The 21,673-nt window shown below is 64.4% G+C and carries 19 protein-coding genes; 14 read left to right on the plus strand and 5 right to left on the minus strand.

The genetic code is table 11. The features are described from left to right. Nucleotides 1-45 precede the first annotated feature (45 nt). Nucleotides 46-783, minus strand: coding sequence for an outer membrane beta-barrel protein (locus IEW63_RS07705; RefSeq protein WP_188636017.1), 738 nt, complete (start codon nt 781-783; stop codon nt 46-48). A gap of 144 nt (nt 784-927) precedes the next feature. On the opposite strand from IEW63_RS07705, the gene IEW63_RS07710 reads away from it, so the two are divergent. Then, on the plus strand, nt 928-1,710 hold the full coding sequence (locus IEW63_RS07710) for a methyltransferase (RefSeq protein WP_188636018.1): 783 nt from the start codon (nt 928-930) through the stop codon (nt 1,708-1,710). 6 nt (nt 1,711-1,716) lie between these two features. Here the strand turns inward: IEW63_RS07710 and IEW63_RS07715 are convergent, their stop codons facing one another. The 3 genes from IEW63_RS07715 to IEW63_RS07725 are packed head-to-tail and all read right to left on the minus strand — an operon-like array spanning nt 1,717 to nt 4,464. Next, complete coding sequence (locus IEW63_RS07715; RefSeq protein ID WP_188636082.1) at nt 1,717-3,066, minus strand: MATE family efflux transporter; 1,350 nt, start codon at nt 3,064-3,066, stop codon at nt 1,717-1,719. Nucleotides 3,067-3,096: 30 nt separating this feature from the next. After that, nucleotides 3,097-3,468, minus strand: a complete 372-nt coding sequence (locus tag IEW63_RS07720) for a translation initiation factor Sui1 (RefSeq protein WP_188636019.1) — start codon at nt 3,466-3,468, stop codon at nt 3,097-3,099. A gap of 3 nt (nt 3,469-3,471) precedes the next feature. Further along, entirely contained in the window at nt 3,472-4,464 is a 993-nt protein-coding gene (locus tag IEW63_RS07725; protein WP_188636020.1) for a DUF2333 family protein, read from the minus strand. Nucleotides 4,465-4,629: 165 nt separating this feature from the next. Between IEW63_RS07725 and dsbD the strand changes: the two genes are divergently transcribed. The 13 genes from dsbD (at nt 4,630) to IEW63_RS07790 (ending at nt 19,273) form a co-directional block, all read left to right on the plus strand. Beyond that, complete coding sequence (gene dsbD, locus IEW63_RS07730; RefSeq protein ID WP_188636021.1) at nt 4,630-6,426, plus strand: protein-disulfide reductase DsbD; 1,797 nt, start codon at nt 4,630-4,632, stop codon at nt 6,424-6,426. Nucleotides 6,427-6,577: 151 nt separating this feature from the next. Then, nucleotides 6,578-7,021 carry a type II 3-dehydroquinate dehydratase gene (aroQ, locus tag IEW63_RS07735; RefSeq protein WP_188636022.1) on the plus strand — a complete coding sequence of 148 codons (444 nt, stop codon included), beginning with the start codon at nt 6,578-6,580 and terminating at the stop codon, nt 7,019-7,021. A gap of 33 nt (nt 7,022-7,054) precedes the next feature. Further along, complete coding sequence (gene accB, locus IEW63_RS07740; RefSeq protein ID WP_188636023.1) at nt 7,055-7,516, plus strand: acetyl-CoA carboxylase biotin carboxyl carrier protein; 462 nt, start codon at nt 7,055-7,057, stop codon at nt 7,514-7,516. Between the two features lie 19 nt (nt 7,517-7,535). Then, nucleotides 7,536-8,876, plus strand: a complete 1,341-nt coding sequence (gene accC, locus IEW63_RS07745; RefSeq protein WP_188636024.1) for an acetyl-CoA carboxylase biotin carboxylase subunit — start codon at nt 7,536-7,538, stop codon at nt 8,874-8,876. A 15-nt stretch (nt 8,877-8,891) separates the two neighbouring features. Then, nucleotides 8,892-9,794 (plus strand): hypothetical protein, encoded by a 903-nt coding sequence (locus tag IEW63_RS07750; RefSeq protein WP_188636025.1) that lies wholly within the window; start codon nt 8,892-8,894, stop codon nt 9,792-9,794. A gap of 19 nt (nt 9,795-9,813) precedes the next feature. Next, the gene (gene prmA, locus IEW63_RS07755; RefSeq protein ID WP_188636026.1) at nt 9,814-10,704 is read left to right on the plus strand and encodes a 50S ribosomal protein L11 methyltransferase; all 891 of its coding nucleotides are present in this window, start codon (nt 9,814-9,816) and stop codon (nt 10,702-10,704) included. A 66-nt stretch (nt 10,705-10,770) separates the two neighbouring features. Then, nucleotides 10,771-12,027, plus strand: a complete 1,257-nt coding sequence (locus tag IEW63_RS07760) for a DUF3426 domain-containing protein (protein WP_188636027.1) — start codon at nt 10,771-10,773, stop codon at nt 12,025-12,027. A gap of 151 nt (nt 12,028-12,178) precedes the next feature. Next, entirely contained in the window at nt 12,179-13,165 is a 987-nt protein-coding gene (gene dusB / locus IEW63_RS07765; protein WP_188636028.1) for a tRNA dihydrouridine synthase DusB, read from the plus strand. Then, nucleotides 13,162-13,488, plus strand: coding sequence for a DNA-binding transcriptional regulator Fis (gene fis / locus IEW63_RS07770; RefSeq protein ID WP_188636029.1), 327 nt, complete (start codon nt 13,162-13,164; stop codon nt 13,486-13,488). Before dusB ends, fis begins: the two co-directional genes overlap by 4 nt. A 33-nt stretch (nt 13,489-13,521) precedes the next feature. Next, complete coding sequence (gene purH, locus IEW63_RS07775; RefSeq protein ID WP_188636030.1) at nt 13,522-15,129, plus strand: bifunctional phosphoribosylaminoimidazolecarboxamide formyltransferase/IMP cyclohydrolase; 1,608 nt, start codon at nt 13,522-13,524, stop codon at nt 15,127-15,129. 30 nt (nt 15,130-15,159) lie between these two features. Further along, entirely contained in the window at nt 15,160-16,440 is a 1,281-nt protein-coding gene (gene purD, locus IEW63_RS07780) for a phosphoribosylamine--glycine ligase (protein ID WP_188636031.1), read from the plus strand. 100 nt (nt 16,441-16,540) lie between these two features. After that, complete coding sequence (locus IEW63_RS07785) at nt 16,541-17,044, plus strand: 7TMR-DISMED2 domain-containing protein (RefSeq protein WP_188636032.1); 504 nt, start codon at nt 16,541-16,543, stop codon at nt 17,042-17,044. 39 nt (nt 17,045-17,083) lie between these two features. Next, entirely contained in the window at nt 17,084-19,273 is a 2,190-nt protein-coding gene (locus IEW63_RS07790) for a response regulator (RefSeq protein WP_188636033.1), read from the plus strand. A gap of 195 nt (nt 19,274-19,468) precedes the next feature. Here IEW63_RS07790 and IEW63_RS07795 read toward each other — a convergent pair whose 3' ends face one another. After that, nucleotides 19,469-21,664, minus strand: coding sequence for a YgiQ family radical SAM protein (locus tag IEW63_RS07795; RefSeq protein ID WP_188636083.1), 2,196 nt, complete (start codon nt 21,662-21,664; stop codon nt 19,469-19,471). Between the last annotated feature and the right edge of the window lie 9 nt (nt 21,665-21,673).

A 21,673-nucleotide genomic window follows, 5' to 3' on the forward strand; every position in this document is an offset into this window, starting at 1 on the left:
GAGCCGGTCACACCGGCTCCGCCCTACAGGTCAGCCTGAACTGCCTCAGAATGCCATGCCCAGGGTCACGCCCACTTCGTTGCTTTCCAGCTCGGTGTTTGCGGCCAGTTCGCGGCGATCATCCAGTTCATAGTTGGTCTGAGTGTAGTACACACCCGCGGTGAAGCCGTTGTCCCAGAGGAAGTTCAACTCCGCGTAGGGGTTGAACTTGTCCTTCAGGTCCACGGTTTCACTGCCGACACCGTCGAGCTTGACCTTGGCTTCCCCTTCGATGCTGTAACGGGTACCCACTTCCAGGCGGGTGATCACGTTGTTGCCGCGATGGTGCAGGCCGAGAGCCGCCTTGGCAAAGGGACTCTTGTTGCTCAGCTCGACATCCCCTGCACGACGGTCATCCATCTCGAAGCGGGTCCAGTCATAACCGGCACCTACCAGAACGTCGAAGTTGGTGTTGTTATTGAGCGGCATGCGCATGCCCAGGTCCAGGTCCGCACGGGCGTCCTTCACCTCGTCATCGCCATGCTCGCCGTAACGGGCGTTGGCACCAATCTGAAAGATGACACCGGGGCCACCGGTCATCTTGTTGCCAAAGTTGTAGTACACACCAACCTTGCCCACATCTTCATCACGGCCGTCGACTCTGTCGTTATCCGAGTTCAGCTCATAATCGTTATAGGCACCAATAAGCCCCAGATTGGAAATGGGCTGTTCCGCCGCCATGGCAAGCGGGCTCAGAATCATACCGACAGCCGAAGCCTGAATCAGAGTAGTGCGAAGGCGCATAGGAATTTCCTCTTTGTTTTTGCCTGAGTAACTACCGACAGATCCGGATTTATTTAGTTCGACTTTTCCAGCGTGTCCGGTCACGAAAATGTCGACCGGATCGCTCTGGTATACTCGGCTCCCCGAAAAACCCGAGAGCAGGCCGTGACCGACCGCTACTTCGATCAGCTGGGCAGCCACTTCGCCCGCAAGATCTACTCCAGCCCGAAGGGCGCCATCCGCCTTGCCGTGCTCACCCGCGATCTGCAGGTGTGGATCCCGGAGATCGGGCGTCAGGACTCGCCGCTGCGAGTGCTGGATGTGGGTGCCGGTCTCGGCCATATCAGCGAATGGCTGCTGAACCGGGGCCACCACCTGACGGTGAGCGAGCCGTCGAGCGAGATGCTGGCAGCGGCGCGCAGCCGGCTGGATGAGGTACCGCTCCGGCCCCGCCAGACCCTGAGCTACCTGCCCCTGCCACTGCAGGAACTGCCGGCCCATACCGGCCAGCACGATCTGGTCATCTGCCATGCGGTGCTGGAATGGCTGGCGGATCCCGCCGCGGCCCTGGTCCACCTGCGGCAACTGGTCAGCCCCGGGGGCGCGGTGTCGCTGGCGTTCTATAACCGCGATGCACTGATCTACAAGAACCTCATCAAGGGCCAGTTCCGCAAGTTGCAACGCAATCAGCTGGCCGGTGAAGGCAAGCGCAGCCTCACCCCACAGCAACCCCTGGACCCCCGCCAGGTTCGGCAGTGGATGGGCGAGGCCGGCTTCGATTGTGTGCATCAGACGGGCGTGCGGGTATTTCATGACTATATGCCCGAGCCGTTCAGGTCCGAGGCCGATGAGCAGCAGGTGATCGAGCAGGAGCTGCACTACAGCACCCATCCCGCCTACCTGCATCTGGGGCGCTATCTGCACTGCTGGCTCAGGCCCGGGCGCTGAGCATCCTCAAACCGGCGGATGCATCCAGCGGTCACGCCGCCACAGCCAGACGAACCAGCCGCCGAGCAGTACGCCGCGGGCCAGCATGAACAGGTAGAAGCCCAGCCACACGCCGTGGTTGCCGGCTCCCTGCAGCAGCCAGGCCGCGGGCACGTAGATGAACAGCACTGCCAGCAACATCGCGTTGCGCATGGCGCGGGCCCGGGTCGCACCGATGAACAGCCCGTCCAGCAGATAGCTCCACACCGCCACCAGGGGCATCCAGGCCATCCACGGCAGGTAGGTAGAGGCGACGTCGCGGATAGACTCCACCGAGGTCAGCAGGCTGATGATCCAGTCGCCGAACAGGTTGAATGTCAGCACGAAGCCTGCCCCCACCACCAGCGACCAGAAGGTGCTCACCACCAGCACCCGCTTCAGCGCCTGGCGGTTGCGCTGGCCCAGCGCGTGGCCGCCGAGCGCCTCGACAGCGTGGGCCAGGCCATCCAGACCGTGGGAGGTGATCATCAGGAAGTTCAGCAGTACCGCATTGGCGGCCACCACCGAGTCGCCCATCCGCGCGCCCTGGAGCACCAGCAGGTAGAACACCAGTTCCAGCGCCAGAGTGCGGATCAGGATGTCCCGGTTGACCCGCAACAGGGGCGCGGCACCGCGCAGGCGCAGGGCGTCCCCCCAGGCCATCACCCCCGGATAACGCACCAGCACCGGGCGCAGCAGCCAGAGGCCGAGCAGCAGACCGGCGTAATCGCCCACCACGGTGGCCCAGGCCGCGCCGGCCACGCCCCAGCCCAGCACCACCACGAACAGCACGTCGAGGGCGATGTTGGTGAGGTTGGCGGTGAGCAGCATGAACAGCGGCGCCCGTCCACGCTGCGCGCCGATGAACCAGCCAATGAGAACGAAGTTGCCCAGCGCCGCAGGCAGGCTGACAAGCCGGATGTTGAAGTAGATGCGTGCCTGTTCCAGCAGCGCCTCGCTGCTGTCGATGAAATGCAGTGCGGCGCGCAGCAACGGCTCGTTGACCAGCCACACCAGCAGCGCCAGCAGCACGGCCAGCCACAGTGCCTGCAGCAGCACCAGCCGCAGACGGTTGCCATCCCGGGCGCCACAGGCCTGGGCCGCGAAACCGGTGGTGCCCATCCGCAGGAAGCCCGCGGCCCAGAGTATGAAGGTGATCAGCGTGGCGCCCACCGCCACCCCGCCGAGATAGTGGGCACCATCCAGGTGGCCGACCACGGCGGTATCCACCAGCCCGACCAGCGGCACACTGATGTTGGAAAGGATCATCGGCGTCGCCAGGCCCCACACCTGACGATGGGTCGGCCTGTGGCGAGCCGCCGCGAAGAGCCCGGACAGCGTCACGGAAAGAGAACCGCCGTCACGACATCAGCCGCCGGCTCTTCTGGTCTTGAATCCCTCGGCGGCAAGCCACTCGCAGAGCATGTCCGCCCGGTCGCCCTGAATCTCGATCACGCCGTCGACTACCGAGCCGCCGCAGCCGCAGCGGGCCTTGATGCGCTTGGCCAGCGCTTTCAGCTCGGCGGCGGGCAGCGCCAGGCCGCTGATGGTGGTGACTGTCTTGCCGCCGCGCCCCTTGGTTTCCCGACGGATTCGGGCAACGCCATCACCCGCCGGCGGCTGCGGTTCGCCGCAGCTGCATTCGGCCTGGGGTTGGCGGCACTCGGGACACATGCGGCCGCTGTCGGTGGAAAAGACCAGCCCACCAAGGCCGCCGAAACCTGTCTGACGCTTGCTCATGCCCTAACCCTGCTCCAGCAGCCGGCGCAGATCGATCAGCCCGGCATTGGCACGGGACAGATAGTTGGCCATGACCAGCGAATGGTTGGCGAAGATGCCGAAGCCGCCGCCATTGAGAATCACCGGGCTCCACATCGGCGCCTGGGTTGCTTCCAGCTCGCGGATGATCTGCCGCAGGCTGACCAGCGCGTTCTTGTTGGCCAGCACATCGGCATAATCCCTCTCCACCGCACGCAGCAGATGCACCATGGCCCAGGCACTGCCACGGGCTTCGTAGAAGACGTTGTCGATCTCCATCCAGGGCGTGCGTTTGCGCTCGCGGCCGCCATCGGTCAGCGGCACGCGGGCCACGCTGGCAGACAGCCGTTGTGACAGCGAGCCCATGCGAGTGCTGGCATCACCGATCCAGCCAGCCAGATTGTCCGCCCGTGCATAGAAGCTGGCATTGCCGCTCTCCAGACGGGTGATGTAATTTCCCAGAAGCCTGAGCCCGGTGCGGTATTCCCGCTCGCTGGCAGGCAGCGCCCAGCTGTTGTGGTCAAAATGGAACAGCGGTTCCGCCTTGGCGAGATCCGGATCCTCGGTGGACTGGGACTGCGAGCGTGCCATGTCACGGCGCATGGCGCGCGTCATGTCCCGCACCTGCACCAGCACGCCGAATTCCCAGCTGGGCATGTTGTCCAGCCAGATGCCGGGCGGCGCGATGTCATTACTGATGAACCCACCGGGCTTATCCAGCAGCACGGCGACCAGGGAGTGCAGAGTACGTGCGGTATGCGAGCCGGTGGTCAGCTCCTGCCCGGCGCCGACCGGCAACACATTGAGTTCATCCAGGTCCGGCTCCTGGCTCCAGTACCAGCCCACCAGCAGACATATCAGCAGATAGACGAGCAGAATCAGGCCAATGACCCTGCCGATGGTGCCGCCGCTGCCGGTGCCGTCCGTCGAACGGCTCCGGTTGCCCCTGAACCGTGGAAACCTCTCGGATAATCTCATCGCCACTCCCCTTTCATGGACTGCCAAGCATACCATTTAAGCACCTATTCACTGAATCGGAGCGGTCATGTCCTGTGACAACATGGCGCTGCGCAATCGCCGTCTGGCTCTGGTATTCGCGCGACCAACCACTATGATACCGCTATGCCCATTTCGGATACGCCCATGCCGCTCTACCGCTTTCTGCTGCTGACATTCCTGCTGTTCTGCAATACCGCTCTGGCCCAGCTGCCGCTGTCGGCGGGCGGCGGCGCGGGCTCTCTGCTCGGCGGGGTGGGCAGCACCGCGACGTTTCTCCCGGTCCATGAGGCCTTCCGCTACGGGATCGTGGACGCCCAGCGCGACCGCATCCAGCTGCAGTTCGACATCGCCCCCGAATATTACCTGTATCGTCACCGCCTCGGCTTCGAGCTGGTGGGGGGCGACGACAGCATCAGCCAGGTTCATCTGCCGGACGGCAAGGCCATCACCGACGAGTTCTTCGGTGATGTGGAGGTGTATTACAACAGCCTGAGCGTGCAACTGGACATCACACCGGGCAACGCGCCGGCGCGCCAGCTGCGCATCGAATATCAGGGCTGCGCGGATGCCGGCCTGTGCTATCCGCCGGAAGTCCAGCTGCTGGATCTGGATAGCGGCCCCGGCGCGGGCGCCAGCGATGCCGGCGAAGGGGCTGATGCCGGCGCCGCTTTCTGGTGGTCGGCGCTGCTGCTGTTCGCCGCCGGGCTGGCATTGACCTTCACCCCCTGCGTACTGCCCATGGTGCCCATCCTCACCAGCATGGTGCTGGGTCGCAGCGATATCGACCGCAGCCGCGCCTTCCTGCTGTCACTCAGCTATGTACTGGGCATGGCACTGACCTTCGCGCTGGTCGGCGCGCTGATCGGGCTGTTCGGCGCAGCGCTTAATCTGCAGGCACGCCTGCAATCGCCCTGGGTACTGATCACCTTTTCGGTGTTCTTCGTGATCTTCGCCCTGGCGATGTTCGATGTATTCAATCTGCGCCTGCCGGCTTTCATCCGCGATCCGGTGGAAAGGCTCGGCAGCCGGACCCGTGGCGGCTCGATTCCCGGCGCTGCAGCCATGGGCGTGCTGTCGTCGCTGGTGGTGTCGCCTTGCATCTCCGCACCCCTGGCGGGTGCGCTGGTTTACATCAGCACCACCGGCGATGCGCTCGGCGGCGCCGTGCAGCTGTTTGCACTGGCGCTGGGCATGGGCGTGCCGCTGATCATTGTCGCCATGTTCGGCAATGCCCTGCTGCCCCGCTCCGGCCCCTGGCTCAACAGCGTGAAGCAGGCCTTCGGCTTCGGACTGCTGGCAGTCGCCATCTGGCTGCTGGAACGGATCATTCCCGGCCCGGCCAGCCTGGCCCTGTGGAGTGCGCTGGCCGCCGGCGCGGCGGTACAGCTCGGCCTGTTCGACCGGCAGCCGCGACAGGGGCTGGGCCGGATTGCCCAGACCGCCGCCCTGCTGCTGGCCTTCTACTCCGCTGCCACGCTGTTCGGCGCGCTTGCCGGCGGCGCCGACCCGCTGCGCCCGCTCCAGGGCCTCAGCGTCGGCGGCGGCAGCGTAATGGCGACCGGCAGCAGCGACTACTTCAACAGAACCACCGACCCCACCGAACTGCGCCGGCAGCTTGCCGAAGCGCGCGATCAGGGCAGGCCGGCCATTGTCGAGCTGTCCGCGGACTGGTGCATCAGCTGCAAGATCATGGAGCGTGACATTCTGAATCAGCCGAGCGTGCGCAGTGCCGGTCTGGATGATTTCATCCGGGTTCAGCTGGATGTCACCGACAATACCCCGGCCCAGCGGGCGTGGATGACGGAGCAGCAGCTGTTCGGCCCGCCGGCTTTCCTGTTCATTGCCGGGGACGGAAAAGAACTGGCGGATCTGCGTATCCAGGGGGAAGTATCCCGGGAAGTGTTCGTTCGCCATATGCAGACGGCCCTCGGCGGAAACTGACCTTTCCGCGCAACTTTCAGAAAAACCCGGCCATCGTGCGGTGATCTGGTGACATTCGACTGGTTCTGGACAGCCGTTTTCTATTCCGGCAAACTCTGCCCTCATTCCTGACCGCAGAGTCAATCGCCAACCACCGCCGCGGAAAAGTGCAATGGCCCGAATCCTGGTTCTTCACGGACCCAACCTGAACCTGCTTGGCACCCGTGAACCCGGTGTCTATGGCGCAGTCACACTGGAGCAGATCAATGCTCGCCTCGCCAGCGAGGCGCGGCAGGCCGGCCACCGGCTGGATACCCTGCAGTCCAATGCCGAGCATCAGCTGATCGACCGCATCCACGCCGCGCGGGACGACGGTACCGGCTTCATCATCATCAACCCGGCCGCCTTCACGCATACCAGCGTTGCAATACGTGACGCGTTGCTGGCGGTGAGCATCCCATTCATCGAAGTGCATCTTTCCAACGTGTACAAGCGTGAACCGTTTCGCCATCGCTCCTATTTCTCGGACATCGCCGAAGGAGTGATCTGCGGACTGGGCGCCGAGGGCTATGCCCTGGCCCTGCGGGCCGCCGTGCAACGTATTGAACAGAACTGAAACACTGAAAATTGCCCTGGAGCGCAAGTATCAATGGATATCCGCAAAGTAAAGAAACTCATCGAACTGCTTGAAGAATCCGGTATCGACGAGCTGGAGATTCACGAAGGCGAAGAATCCGTACGGATCAGCCGCCACAGCCAGCAGGCTGCCGCGCCGCAGCAGTACTATCAGGCGCCGGCTCCGGTTGCGGCCGCACCGGCACCTGCCGCCGCCCCGGCCGCCGCGCCTGCCGAGCCCGCTGCACCCGCTGAGCCTTCCGGCCACCTGGTACGCTCGCCCATGGTCGGCACCTTCTACCGCTCGCCGTCCCCTGAGTCCCCTGCCTTCGTGGAAGTGGGCCAGACCGTCAAGGCCGGCGACGTACTGTGCATCGTTGAAGCCATGAAGATGATGAACCACATCGAAGCCGACAAGAGCGGCGTGATCCAGGCTGTACTGGTGGACAACGGCCAGCCGGTCGAATTCGATCAACCCCTGTTCAGCATCGCCTGAGCCCGACCCGGAGGCTGCGATGCAGAAAGTACTGATTGCCAACCGCGGTGAAATTGCACTGCGCGTGATCCGCGCCTGCAAGGAGCTGGGGTTGAAGACCGTGGCGGTGCACTCCACCGCCGACCGCGAACTCATGCACCTGGCCATGGCTGACGAAACCGTCTGCATCGGGCCGGCGATTGCTACCGATTCTTACCTGAACATTCCGCGCATCATCAGCGCCGCTGAAGTCACCGGTGCCGATGCGATCCACCCCGGCTACGGCTTCCTTGCGGAAAACGCCGATTTTGCCGAGCAGATCGAGCGCTCCGGCTTCACCTTCATCGGCCCCAGTGCCGACGTGATCCGCCTGATGGGCGACAAGGTGTCGGCCATCGAAGCCATGAAGAAGACCGGTGTACCCACTGTGCCCGGCTCCGACGGCCCACTGCCCGACGACGAGCAGGAATGCCTGAAGATCGGCCGTCGCGTCGGCTATCCGGTGATCATCAAGGCCTCCGGTGGCGGTGGTGGTCGCGGCATGCGCGTGGTGCACAAGGAAGAGGATCTGATCAAGTCGATCCGCCTGACCCGCACCGAAGCCGGTGCCGCCTTCGGCAACCCGGTGGTCTACCTGGAAAAGTACCTGACCAACCCGCGTCACGTGGAGATCCAGGTGCTGTCCGATGGTCAGGGCAACGCCATCCATCTCGGCGACCGCGACTGCTCCCTGCAGCGCCGCCACCAGAAGATCATCGAAGAGGCCCCCGCGCCGGGTATCGACGAGAAGGCCCGCGCCGAGGTGCAGGCCCGCTGCGTGCAGGCATGTATCGACCTGGGTTATCGCGGTGCCGGCACCTTCGAGTTTCTCTACGAGGATGGCCAGTTCTTCTTCATCGAGATGAACACCCGGATCCAGGTGGAGCACCCGATTTCGGAAATGGTCACCGGTATCGATATCGTCAAGCACCAGATCAAGGTATGTGGCGGCCTGCCGCTGAGCCTCAAACAGGAAGACGTGGTGATTCGCGGCCACTCCATCGAATGCCGGATCAACGCCGAAGACCCGACCAGCTTCCTGCCCAGCCCGGGTACGGTCAGTTTCTTCCACGCGCCGGGCGGCAATGGTGTGCGGGTCGACTCGCACCTGTACAGCGGCTACAAGGTACCGCCGAACTACGACTCGCTGATCGGCAAGCTGATCACCTACGGCGCCACCCGCGACGAAGCGCTGATGCGCATGCGCAATGCGCTGGACGAGCTGGTGGTCGACGGCATCAAGACCAATACGCCACTGCACCGCGAGCTGGTCCGTGATGAGGGCTTCTGCAAGGGTGGTGTGAACATCCACTACCTGGAGAAGAAGCTGGGTATCAGCTAGAACCCACAGGGGGGCTTGGAAGCCCCCCTTTTTTTGCTCAAGGAATGGCCAATGTCTTTCTCTTTAGCTTCGCTGGGACTGCGCAGCGCACTCAGGGAATCTGTGCAATGTCTCGGGCTCGCACTGCGCGATAGCCTGCGACCCACAATAGTGGTGCGCTCCTGCATGCTCTGCCTGCTTGTGTTCGCTGGCGTCACCTGGCTGTACTTTGCACACTTCGACAGTCTTGTCCTGCTGTCAGGCCTGCTGGCCGCTTATATTGTCACCGGCGGCAGCTTCTTCGTCGCCGCGACCGCCATGTTCGCTGGAACCTCTTCGGCCGCCGGCATGGCATCGCTTGCCAGTGTGGTTTTCATCTATCCCCTGTTCCTCGGCGTGGCCGTCTATATCGTGGCGTTAGCAACGATCATGCTGGTATTGCTCTTTCCACTGCTTGTGCTGCTCGGTATCCACGTAATCCTGCACGCTGCTCGGGGCGCCCTGGTTCATGGCCAGGCACGGAAACGCTACCCTCATCTCCAGCAACCTGGTCCGACCATCGAAGACCAGCGCCTCGGCGAAGCAAAGCGCTCCTGGAAAACCACAGCTGTGATCGTGATCGGGCTGTGCATACCGGGAATCAACTTTCTGGTCTTGCTGGGCCTGCTGGCCTATCTGAATATTCGCAGCCTGGTGCCATGGGCCCTGTACGATGTCGCGAATGGTGCCGAGATGCACCAGCTGATTGCGCAGCAGCGCATGAGCATGCTGCTGTTCAGCCTGATGATGCTGCCGATTGCCTGCATACCGGTCCTGAACCTGCTGCTGCCAGGTATGCTGGGCGCAGGAACCGCGCATCTGGCGTGCCGGGGGCTGGAACGTGTGCGCGCCGCCACTGGCAGCACCGCCGCGCGTCAAGTAAGCTTGGCCCCCTCTTGATTCCGCCTGCGAGGCCCCCATGTCCTGGTTGCAACTGCGTCTAGCCATCACCCCCGACCAAGCCGAGCCCATGGAGGACCTGCTTCTGGGACTGGGCGCTGTTTCGGTTACTTTCATGGACGCCGAGGACCAACCCATCTTCGAGCCGGACCTGGGCACCACCCCGCTGTGGCAGCACACCCATCTTCTTGCGCTGTTCGAGTCGGACACCGAGCGCCAGCCGCTGATCGACCAGCTTCAGCAGCTCTGGCAGGTGCCGCTGCCCGAATACCAGTTCGAGGATATTGCCGATCAGGACTGGGAGCGCAGCTGGATGGACAACTTCAGCCCCATGCGCTTCGGTCAGCGGCTGTGGATTGTGCCCAGCTGGCACGAGGCGCCCGAGCCCGATGCGGTCAACCTGCTGCTGGACCCCGGTCTGGCCTTCGGTACCGGCACCCACCCGACCACGGCGTTGTGCCTGGAATGGCTGGATGGCCAGCCGCTCCAGGGTCAACAGGTGATCGATTTCGGCTGCGGCTCGGGGATTCTGGCGATTGCCGCCCTGCTGCTGGGTGCCGACAGCGTAGTGGGTACTGACATTGACCCTCAGGCGCTGGAAGCGTCACGGGACAATGCCCGGCGCAATCAGTTGGCAGACGAGCGCCTGGCGCTGTATCTGCCCGAGGACATGCCCGGTGAACCGGCCGACGTGCTGGTGGCCAACATTCTCGCCGGGCCGCTGGTCAGCCTGGCCCCGCAGCTCGCCGCGCTGGTCAGACCCGGCGGGCGCATCGCCCTGTCCGGCATCCTCGCCGAGCAGACCGAGGACATTCTCGCCGCCTACCGGGACGCCTTCGAGCTTGATCCCGTGGCGGACAAGGATGGCTGGATCCGTGTCAGCGGCACCCGCAGGACCATGGCGAAGTGATGCGCTTGCGTGCACAATACCCGGCACCGTTCACCCAGATAATCGACTGAAGGATCCGGTCACGGCATGAGCGAGCTGCTGGTCACCCAATGCCCCCATTGTCAGACACGGTTCCGGCTGACCCCGGAGCAGTTGAGCGTGGCTGGGGGCCATGTGCGCTGCGGCGCCTGTCTGGAAGTCTTCCACGCCGCCGATGCCGCCGCCGCACTCCAGCCCGCGGCCCCCACACCGCGATCGGAGCCGCCGCAGCAGACGGCGGCCACCGCCACTGAGCCGAGCAGACCACGGCCCGCTCCGCCAGCTCCAGCCCCGATGCAGGACAGTCTGTTGCACGATGATCTCGACGAGCCCGATCTCGCTGCCCTGGGTCTGGACGAGTCAATCATCGATGAGGTGAACCCTGCGGCACAGCTGCCCAGCGTGGAGGACGACGAACCGGCATCCCCCGGACTGGCCGACCTGCATGAGGACTTCATAGCCACCCCGCCCGCCCAGGACTTCGGTCCGGATTTCGACCACAAGCGGGTCGGCCTCCCCCTGCCGGAGCCGGCGGACGAGGGATATACCGACAAGGGCATTTTCCAGCGCGACCAGCCCGCCCCGGCTGAAAAACAGCCGCAGGCACCGGCTCCCGTAACAGACGCGGAGACCGAGGCGGCGGATTCGCCTGCCCGGCCTGCCGCCGAGACCGCTCCCACCGAGCCGGCTGTCTCGCAACCTGCGCAGGCCTCCCGCTCTTCCGACATGATGCTGCCGGGGGATTCTGCGCGACCGGAACCACCGCTTACCCCACTGGGCCTGGAGCTGCTGGAAGAGGAGCTACTGGCGGCCGGTACACCCCGCCGACGGCCCCCTTCGTGGGTATGGACCGGCCTGGCGCTGCTCGCCCTGCTGGCCTTGCCGCTGCAGTATCTGATCTACAATTTCGACGCGCTGGCCCGGGATCAGGCCACCCGCCCGCTGCTGGAGAATCTCTGCCTGCTGGCCCCCTGCGAGCTGCCGGCACGGGTGGACATCAGCCGCATCCGCAGCACCAACCTGCTGGTGCGCCCGCATCCCGAATTTCCCAATGCGCTGGCCATCGACGTCATCCTGTATAACCGGGCCGACTTCGAACAGCCCTTTCCGGTACTGGACATGCAGTTTGCCGACAGCAGCGGCAGGCCTGTGGCCAACCGGCGCTTCCGGCCGGAGGAATACCTTTCCGGTGAACTGGCCGGCGTTGAGCTGATGCCGCCGCAGACGCCGATTCACGTGGGACTGAGCATGCTCGACCCGGGTCCCCAGGCCCGCAGCTACCGGCTTGAGTTCCAGAGCCCCTGAGCAGTTGGTCAAATATCAGCCAGGCAGACTTTATATGGTCATCAGGAGCGGGTATGATGGCGGCCCTCTTCACCTTTTCTGACCCTGCCCGAACGTGCCTGCAGTTCCGGGGCATATATCATTGACCGCCGAGTACAGGGATAGACCAGCAGTGATCAACATTGGCCCCCATCAATTGTCCAGTCGCGTCATCCTCGCCCCCATGGCGGGCGTGACGGACCGCCCCTTCCGGCGCATGTGCCGGGAACTGGGCGCCGGGCTGGTGGTGTCGGAGATGGTCACCAGTGATACCCGCCTGTGGAACAGCCGCAAGTCACGCCAGCGCCTCGATCATACCGGCGAGCCCGGGCCACGCTCGGTGCAGATTGCCGGCGGTGATCCGCAGATGATGGCCGAAGCGGCGCGGATGAACCGTGACAACGGCGCGCAGATCATCGACATCAACATGGGCTGCCCGGCGAAGAAGGTCTGCAACAAGGCGGCCGGGTCTGCCCTGCTGCGTGACGAGCCGCTGGTGGCTGCCATCCTCGAGGCGGTGGTGGCGGCGGTGGACATTCCGGTTACCCTGAAGATCCGTACCGGCTGGGATCCGGCCAATCGCAACGGCGTGCGTATTGCGCGCATTGCCGAGCAGAGCGGCATCCAGGCCCTGGCTGTCCATGGCCGCACCCGCAGCGAGCTGTATACCGGCGAGGCCGAATATGACACCATCGCGCAGATCCGCCAGGCCATCAGCATTCCCCTCTTCGCCAATGGCGATATCGACTCGCCGGAAAAGGCCCGGCAGGTGCTGGACTACACCGGTGCCGATGCGGTGATGATCGGTCGCGCGGCCCAGGGGCGCCCCTGGATCTTCCGTGAAATAGACCATTATCTGCGCCATGGCGAGCGGCTGCCCGAGCCCGGCCTGAGTTGGCAGCGTGACCTGTTGCTGCAGCACCACCAGGCGCTGCTGGAATTCTACGGTGCCGAGCAGGGGATGCGGATCGCCCGCAAGCATGTCGGCTGGCAACTGCGGTCGATGCCGGGCGCAGAGGAGTTTCGCCGACGCTTCAACCGCATTGAATGCGCCGCCGAACAGCGTCAGGCCATTCAGACATTCTTCGACCGCCTGTTGCAGGGAGGCCTCGCGGCATGAACCAGATTACACCACCCTTGAACGACGGAAACCTGACCGTGACCGAGACCACCGACCCAGACCTGTCCGTCACCCCCAGCGACGCGCTGGCCACCCCGCAGACCCTGCGCGACAGCGTCGAGCTTGCGCTGAGAAACTACTTCGAGCACCTGGATGGCCAGGACGTGACCGACGTGTACAACATGGTGCTGGCAGAGGTGGAGGCCCCGCTGCTGGAAAGCGTCATGGATTACGTACGCGGCAATCAGACCCGGGCGTCCGAGGTCCTCGGCCTCAACCGCGGCACGCTGCGCAAGAAGCTGAAGCAGTACGGCCTGCTCTGAACAAATCAACCACCTACCTGATATGGACCCAAGATGACCGACCAAAGCACCCGCCTGCCGGTACGTCGCGCGCTGATCAGCGTTTCCGACAAGACCGGTATCGTCGATTTTTCCCGTGAACTCAGCGCCCGGGGAGTGGAAATTCTCTCTACCGGCGGTACCTACAAGCTGCTGCGGGATAACGGTATCGACGCCGTGGAAGTGGCCGATTACACCGGCTTCCCCGAAATGATGGACGGGCGGGTCAAGACGCTGCATCCGAAGATCCACGGCGGCATTCTCGGCCGCCGTGACCGGGACGGCGCAGTGATGGCCGAGCACGGCATCGATCCCATCGACATGGTGGTGGTCAATCTCTATCCCTTCGCGGCCACCGTGGCCCGTGCCGATTGCACGCTGCCCGATGCCATCGAGAACATCGACATCGGCGGCCCGACCATGGTGCGCTCCGCTGCCAAGAATCACAGGGACGTTGCCATTGTGGTCAACGCCAGTGACTACGACAGCGTGCTGGCGAATCTGGCCGAAGGCGGTCTCACCTATGCCCAGCGCTTCGACCTGGCGCTGAAGGCCTTCGAACACACCGCCGCCTACGACGGCATGATCGCCAATTATCTGGGCACCATCGACCAGACCCGGGACACCCTCAGCACCGAAGGCCGCGCGGCCTTCCCCCGCACCTTCAACAGTCAGTTCATCAAGGCGCAGGACATGCGCTACGGTGAGAACCCGCACCAGAGCGCAGCTTTCTACCGCGAGGCGCAGCCAGCCGAGGCCTGCATTGCCACCGCCGTTCAGCTGCAGGGCAAGGAGCTGTCCTACAACAACGTGGCCGATACCGATGCGGCGCTGGAGTGTGTGAAGAGCTTCAGCAAGCCGGCCTGCGTCATCGTCAAGCATGCCAACCCCTGCGGCGTCGCCGTGGTACCCGAAGAGGACGGAGGCATCCGCAAGGCCTATGATCTGGCGTTCGCCACCGACAGCGAATCCGCCTTCGGCGGCATCATCGCCTTCAACCGCGAACTGGACGCCGCTACCGCCAGCGCCATCGTCGAGCGCCAGTTCGTCGAGGTCATCATTGCCCCCAGCGTCAGTGCCGAGGCGCGCGAGGTGGTGGCTGCCAAGGCCAACGTACGGCTGCTGGAGTGCGGTCAGTGGCCCGCCGAGCGGGTGCAGGATCTGGACTACAAGCGGGTCAATGGCGGGCTGCTGGTACAGAGCCGCGATACCGGCATGATCACCGAGGCAGACCTCAAGGTGGTAACCCGCCGCGCGCCGACCGAGCAGGAGATACATGATCTGATCTTCGCCTGGAAGGTGGCCAAGTTCGTCAAGTCCAATGCCATTGTCTACGCCAGCAACCGCCAGACCATCGGCGTCGGCGCCGGCCAGATGAGCCGGGTCAACTCTGCCCGCATCGCTGCCATCAAGGCCGAACATGCGGGGCTCCAGGTAGCCGGGGCGGTCATGGCCTCCGACGCCTTCTTCCCGTTCCGTGACGGCATCGACAATGCCGCGGCAGCAGGGATCCGTGCCGTGATCCAGCCGGGCGGCTCGATCCGTGATGACGAGGTGATTGCGGCCGCTGACGAGGCGGACATCGCCATGGTGTTTACCGGCATGCGCCACTTCCGTCACTGACGGTCTGGCCAGCGATTCTGAGGATTGAAGATGAATGTTCTGATTATCGGCAGTGGCGGGCGCGAGCACGCCCTGGCATGGAAAGTGGCGCAGGATGCACGCGTCGAGAAGGTGTTCGTGGCGCCGGGCAATGCCGGTACGGCAACCGAAGCCAAGTGCGAGAACGTGGCCATCGATGTGCTCGAACTGGACAAACTGGCTGATTTCGCCGCGGCCAATGTCGCACTGACCATCGTCGGGCCGGAAGCACCGCTGGTGGCCGGCGTGGTCGATCTGTTCCGCAAGCGCGGACTCAGATGCTACGGACCCACCGCCGGAGCCGCCCAGCTGGAAGGCTCCAAGGCCTTCACCAAGGACTTCCTCGCCCGCCATCGCATCCCGACTGCCGGGTATGCCAACTTCACCGAGGTCGAGCCGGCACTGGCCTACCTGCGGGAAAAGGGTGCGCCCATCGTGATCAAGGCCGACGGCCTGGCTGCCGGGAAAGGCGTGATTGTCGCCATGACCCTGGAGGAAGCCGAAGCGGCGGTGACCGACATGCTCTCCGGCAACGCCTTCGGCGATGCCGGCTCGCGGGTGGTGATCGAGGATTTCCTGGAGGGCGAGGAAGCCAGTTTCATCGTCATGGTCGATGGCGAGAACGTGCTGCCCATGGCCACCAGCCAGGACCACAAGCGCGTCGGCGACGGCGATACCGGCCCCAATACCGGCGGTATGGGCGCCTACTCCCCTGCCCCGGTGGTCACCGATGCGGTGCACCAGCGGGTGATGGACGAGGTGATCTGGCCCACCGTGCGCGGCATGGCCGCCGAGGGCAACATCTACACCGGCTTTCTGTACGCCGGACTGATGATTGACAGCAGCGGCGCGCCCAGAGTCATCGAATTCAACTGCCGCTTCGGCGATCCGGAAACCCAGCCCATCCTGCTGCGCCTGCAGAGCAGCCTGGTCGAGCTGGTCGAGGCCGCACTGGACGGTCGGCTGGACCAGACCGAAGCGCAATGGGACCCGCGCCCGAGCCTGGGCGTGGTGCTGGCGGCCGGCGGCTACCCCGGTGATTACCGCAAGGGCGACGTTATCAATGGCCTGGACGAGGCCACCAGCGACGATGGCAAGGTATTCCATGCCGGAACAGGCCTGCGTGACGGCAAGGTGGTCACCCAGGGAGGGCGTGTACTGTGCGCCACGGCACTGGGGGACACGGTGGCCGCGGCCCAGCAGGGCGCCTATGCGCTGGCCCGGAAAATAAGCTGGGAGGGCTGCTTCTACCGCTCGGATATCGGCTACCGGGCGATAGCGCGCGAATCCTGACGGGATCGGCCGGGGGACAGGATGTCATCCGGCCAGTCTTGCGCTCGGCATCCCCCCTGCGCAGAATAAAGCCCGATTGACCAGGGACAGGATGAACAAGGTGAAGAGTCGCATTCTCGGATTGCTGCTGGGCGGCCTGGCGGTGCTGAGCCTGATGATCGGCTCCGGCCCGGCGATGGCTGTCGGCTCGACCGGCGGTTACCAGACCTTTGTCGACACCACCGGTCAGCTTACCCTCAACGACATCCTGTCCAACCGCTACGCCAATCTGTTCGTCCCCAGCACCGAAGGCAGCATCAAGCTGCCCGGCGACGGCGCCGCCATCTGGGCCAGCGTTCCGCTGGAACACCCCACCACCTATCTGCTGGAACTGCATAACCCGAGCATTGCGCGGATCAACGTCTATCTGCTGCAGGACGATTTTCTGCGCGTAAGCTATTCCGGCGGCCTGGCTGACCCCCACACCAGTATCCCCCTGCCCCACGGCGGCTTCGCCTTCCCGATCAACGTGACCGACACCCAGGGCAAGAAGCTGCTGATCCGGCTGCAGAACGATTACCCGATCAGCAGCCACCTGAGCATGGTTCCGCTGAGCGAGATCTAACGCATCCATATCCGCCATCAGGCGCTGCAAGGCATGCTGGTGGGCCTGCTCCTGAGTACGGCGCTGGCGGCCATCGTGCTCGGCGCTGTGCGCCGGCAACCGCTGCATCTGCTGGTGGGCCTGTCCGCAGTGCTGTTCGCGCTCAGTGGCCTCAGTGGCGTCGGCTGGGCACTGCATAACTGGGCATTCCTGCATGGCCAGACCGGCAGTCTGCTGCGGCTGGCCGGTTTCGTCCTGCTCGCCACCGCACTGCATGGGGCCATGCCGGCGCCCGGCACCAGCGGCGGGCGGGCCGAGCGCATCGGCTTGCTGCTGGCCGGGGCGCTGCTGATCATCATCGGCATTACCCAGCCGGCCACCGTGCAACCGATCCTGACCGCAATGCGCATAGCGCTGCCCCTGTGGATGCTGGCTCTGCTGGGGTTGACGCTGCTGCAGCGGGAGCGTTTCGAGCCGCTGCTCGGCCTGGCGACGCTGTTGCTGGCGGCCAGCTGGCTGCTCGAATATCTGATCGGCCGCACGCCCCATGGGCTGGTTCAGCACATCTCCGAAATACTGCTCTGGGGCGCGGTGATGTGTTACTCATGGGGACTTTTCCGCCGTCAGCAGCTGGCTGCCCTGGAGCGCGTCCGCCAGCAGCATGCTGAAACTGCCTTTCTCGAGCAGCGGCGCGCCCGGGCCCGCTTTCTGGCCCGTATCAGCCATGAGATCCGTACTCCGATGAACGGCGTGCTGGGCATGTCCGAGTTGCTGCTGGACACGGCGCTGTCCGCCAAGCAGCGGGATTACGTCGCGACCATCCACAGCTCGGGCAATGACCTGCTGGGGCTGATCAACGACATCCTCGATATGTCCCGGCTGGAGGCCGGCAGGCTGACCCTGGAGCAGCTGCGCTTCGACCTTCATTCTCTGATTGATGACTGCTTGGAAGGTTGCCGCCACCGTCTCACCCAGAAACCGGTGGAGTTGATCAGCTTCATCCATCCGGATGTACCCAGGATGATGGAAGGCGACCCGGCTCGACTGCGCCAGGTGCTGACCAGCCTGCTGGGCCAGGCCTGCCAGAATACTGCCGAGGGCGAGATCCTGCTGGTGACAGCACTGGAAAAGCAGGCCGACGCGACCCCGCTGGTGCGTTTCGTTGTGCAGGATACCGGCCAACCGATCAGCGAAGAATGCCGCAACAGCCTGCTGGACCCCTTCGTGCCCAGCGGGCTGCTGGTGGACATGCTGGAACGTCAGGGCCAGCTCTCACTGTATGTCGCGCAGCAGCTGGTGCGCATGATGCGCGGCCAGGTGGGAATCAAGGAATCCTCCGAACAGGGCAACGCCGTGTGGGTACTGCTGCCCGCCGACTTCGTCGACAGCCCGGTAGAAGCGGACCTTCAGGGCCGCTGTCTGGTGGATCGCAACATACTGATCGTCGATGACAACGAAACCTGCCGCAAGGTACTGCAGCAGCAGGCCAGCGCCTGGAACATGGCGCCGCGCACGGCTTCCAGCGGGCGCGAGGCACTGGCGATGCTGCGGGCCCAGGCCAACCTCAACACGCCCTTCGAGATACTGCTGGTCGACCAGTCAATGCCCGGCATGAGCGGCCTGGAGCTGGCAAGCAAGATCAAGGACGATCCGCTGATCGGCGAGGACCTGCTGATCATCATGCTCAGTGGCGTCAACCAGTTGCCGAGCCGTATCGTGGCGCGCAATGCGGGTATCCGCCGGGTGCTGAACAAGCCGGTCTCCGGCTACACGCTGCGCTCGACCCTGATCGACGAGTGGTTGCAGCACAGCCAGCGCAGCCGCTCGATCGTCCGCGACGAAGCCACCCCGGATGAGGGCGAGGAAGACTTCCGCGTGCTGGTCGCCGAAGACAATGCAGTGTCCACCCGGGTGATCAAGGGCATGCTGTCGAAACTGAAGGTGGCCTGCGACACGGTCAGTGACGGCCAGCAGGCGGTACTCGCCGTACAGCAGAGGGCCTATGACCTGGTACTCATGGATTGCGAGATGCATGGGATGGATGGCTTCACCGCCGTCGAGCACATCCGCGAGTGGGAGCAGCAGCACGGGCTGGCGGCGGTGCCCATCATTGCCCTGACCGCGCACATCCTCCCCGAACACCGGGAGCGCGCACGCCTCTGCGGGATGAATGGCCACATGGCCAAACCGGTGGATCTGAATCAGCTCAGGTCACTGCTCGACTACTGGAAGGCCCAGCGTACGCCCTGACAGCCCCTACGAGGTCATTGCCGCCGCAGTGGAAATATCGGTTCCGCTACTCGCGGCGGCCAGACTGGCCAGTACGGTCTGTACCAGGCTCGATGTGCTCATGGGTGCTCCTCCTGTTGCGATGCGGCCATGGTGGCGCAGCGAGGCCGCAGCGGCCATTGAAGTTTCTCAATGGCCGCCATAGGAGCATGGCGCTCAGCGCGCCGGGCGACTGGTACTGCGCGGCTTGCGACGCCTGGCAGCACCGTTGTCCCGGGGCGGCAGGCCGGTATGCTGGGTCAGCAGACGTCCACCTCCCTTGCCTGGCCGCCCCGCTCCACGCGACTGCCCGCCCTCCACCGCCGGCTGCCAGGTCGGGATCAGATGATGCTTGCTGTTACCGATCAGGTCCGCACGGCCCATCTCGGTCAGCGCCTCGCGCAGCAGCGGCCAGTTCTTCGCATCGTGATAGCGCAGGAAGGCCTTGTGCAGACGGCGCTGACGCTCACCCTTGACGGTACCCACCGCCTCGCTCTTGTAATCCACCTTGCGCAGCGGGTTCTTGCCCGAATGGTACATGGCCGTGGCCGTGGCCATCGGGGACGGATAGAACGCCTGCACCTGATCGGCACGGAAGCCGTTGCGCTTGAGCCAGAGCGCCAGGTTCATCATGTCCTCATCGGTGGTGCCCGGATGGGCGGCGATGAAATACGGGATCAGGTACTGCTCCTTGCCCGCTTCCTTGCTGAACTTGTCGAACATCTTCTTGAAACTGTCGTAGCTGCCGATGCCGGGCTTCATCATCTTCGACAGCGGCCCTTCCTCGGTGTGCTCCGGAGCGATCTTCAGGTAGCCGCCCACGTGGTGAGTAACCAGCTCCTTGACGTATTCCGGTGAACGCACCGCCAGGTCGTAGCGCAGCCCGGAGGCAATCAGCACCCGCTTCACGCCCGGCAGTTCCCGTGCCTTGCGGTACAGGCCGATAAGCGAGGAGTGGTCGGTATTCAGGTTCTCGCAGATGCCCGGCCAGACGCAGGACGGCTTGCGGCAGGAGGCCTCGATTTCAGGGCTCTTGCATGCCAGCCGGTACATGTTGGCGGTCGGCCCGCCCAGATCCGAGACCGTACCGGTAAAGCCCGGCACGTCGCGCATCGCTTCGATCTCGCTGAGGATGGACTCATGGGAGCGGCTCTGGATGATGCGCCCCTCATGCTCGGTGATCGAGCAGAAGGTGCAGCCACCGAAGCAGCCGCGCATGATGTTCACCGAGAAGCGGATCATGTCGTAGGCGGGAATCTTCGCGTCGCCATAGGAAGGGTGTGGTACGCGGGCATAGGGCAGCCCGAATACGTAATCCATCTCCTCGGTGCTCAGGGGCACGGGCGGCGGGTTGAACCACACGTCCCGTTCGCCATGGCGCTGCACCAGCGCGCGGGCGTTACCCGGGTTGGTTTCCAGATGCAGCACGCGGTTGGCGTGGGCGTACAGCACCGGGTCGTTGCGTACCTTTTCATAGGACGGCAGGCGAATCACGGTGCGATCACGCGCGATACGCGGGTTGGGCAGCAGCTCCAGCACCTGCACGCCGTCATCCGCTTCACCCTGCGCCGCCGGCTCGGCTTTGGACTGCTCCACCGCGCAGGCCGCCGCGTCCTGAGTGTTGACGTAGGGGTTGAGGATCTTGTCCACCCGGCCCGGGCGGTCCACCCGGGTGGAATCCAGCTCGAACCAGCCCTCGGGGGTGTCGCGACGCATGAACGCCGTGCCGCGAATGTCGGTGAGCTGGGTGACCGGCTCGCCGTTGGCCAGGCGGTGGGCGACTTCTACCACTGCACGCTCGGCATTGCCGTACAACAGCAGATCGGCCTTGGTGTTGATCAGCAGCGACGGCCGCACCTTGTCCTGCCAGTAGTCATAGTGGGCGATGCGGCGCAGCGACGCCTCGATGCCACCGAGGATGATCGGTACATCCTTGTAGGCCTCGCGACACCGCTGGGCGTAGGGCACGCTGGCGCGGTCCGGGCGCTTGCCGGCCTTGCCGCCGGCGGTGTAGGCGTCATCGGAGCGGATCTTGCGGTCGGCCGTGTAGCGGTTGATCATCGAGTCCATGTTGCCGGCGGCTACACCGAAGAACAGGTTCGGCCTCCCCAGCTTCATGAAGTCATCCTTGCTGTGCCAGTCCGGCTGACTGATGATGCCCACGCGAAAACCCTGGGCTTCCAGCACGCGGCCGATGATCGCCATGCCGAAGGATGGGTGGTCCACGTAGGAGTCACCGGTAACGATGATGACGTCGCAGCTGTCCCAGCCCAGCAGGTCCATCTCCTCGCGACTCATCGGCAGGAAAGGTGCTTCGCCGAAGCACTCGGCCCAGTAACGGGGATAATCGAACAGGGCTCGGGCCCTGGGCATGCTTAACGC

Origin of the sequence: Halopseudomonas pertucinogena, from assembly GCF_014646575.1 — a bacterium.
Classification (GTDB): Bacteria; Pseudomonadota; Gammaproteobacteria; order Pseudomonadales; family Pseudomonadaceae; genus Halopseudomonas; species Halopseudomonas pertucinogena.

What these genes read in the sequence shown, in the direction of transcription:
- IEW63_RS07705 (WP_188636017.1), bottom strand. Translation starts at nt 783, where the DNA reads ATGCGCCTTCGCACTACTCTGATTCAGGCTTCGGCTGTCGGTATGATT.
- IEW63_RS07720 (WP_188636019.1), bottom strand. Translation starts at nt 3,468, where the DNA reads ATGAGCAAGCGTCAGACAGGTTTCGGCGGCCTTGGTGGGCTGGTCTTT.
- IEW63_RS07725 (WP_188636020.1), bottom strand. Translation starts at nt 4,464, where the DNA reads ATGAGATTATCCGAGAGGTTTCCACGGTTCAGGGGCAACCGGAGCCGT.
- dsbD (WP_188636021.1), top strand. Translation starts at nt 4,630, where the DNA reads ATGCCGCTCTACCGCTTTCTGCTGCTGACATTCCTGCTGTTCTGCAAT.
- aroQ (WP_188636022.1), top strand. Translation starts at nt 6,578, where the DNA reads ATGGCCCGAATCCTGGTTCTTCACGGACCCAACCTGAACCTGCTTGGC.
- accB (WP_188636023.1), top strand. Translation starts at nt 7,055, where the DNA reads ATGGATATCCGCAAAGTAAAGAAACTCATCGAACTGCTTGAAGAATCC.
- accC (WP_188636024.1), top strand. Translation starts at nt 7,536, where the DNA reads ATGCAGAAAGTACTGATTGCCAACCGCGGTGAAATTGCACTGCGCGTG.
- prmA (WP_188636026.1), top strand. Translation starts at nt 9,814, where the DNA reads ATGTCCTGGTTGCAACTGCGTCTAGCCATCACCCCCGACCAAGCCGAG.
- IEW63_RS07760 (WP_188636027.1), top strand. Translation starts at nt 10,771, where the DNA reads ATGAGCGAGCTGCTGGTCACCCAATGCCCCCATTGTCAGACACGGTTC.
- fis (WP_188636029.1), top strand. Translation starts at nt 13,162, where the DNA reads ATGAACCAGATTACACCACCCTTGAACGACGGAAACCTGACCGTGACC.
- purH (WP_188636030.1), top strand. Translation starts at nt 13,522, where the DNA reads ATGACCGACCAAAGCACCCGCCTGCCGGTACGTCGCGCGCTGATCAGC.
- purD (WP_188636031.1), top strand. Translation starts at nt 15,160, where the DNA reads ATGAATGTTCTGATTATCGGCAGTGGCGGGCGCGAGCACGCCCTGGCA.
- IEW63_RS07795 (WP_188636083.1), bottom strand. Translation starts at nt 21,664, where the DNA reads ATGCCCAGGGCCCGAGCCCTGTTCGATTATCCCCGTTACTGGGCCGAG.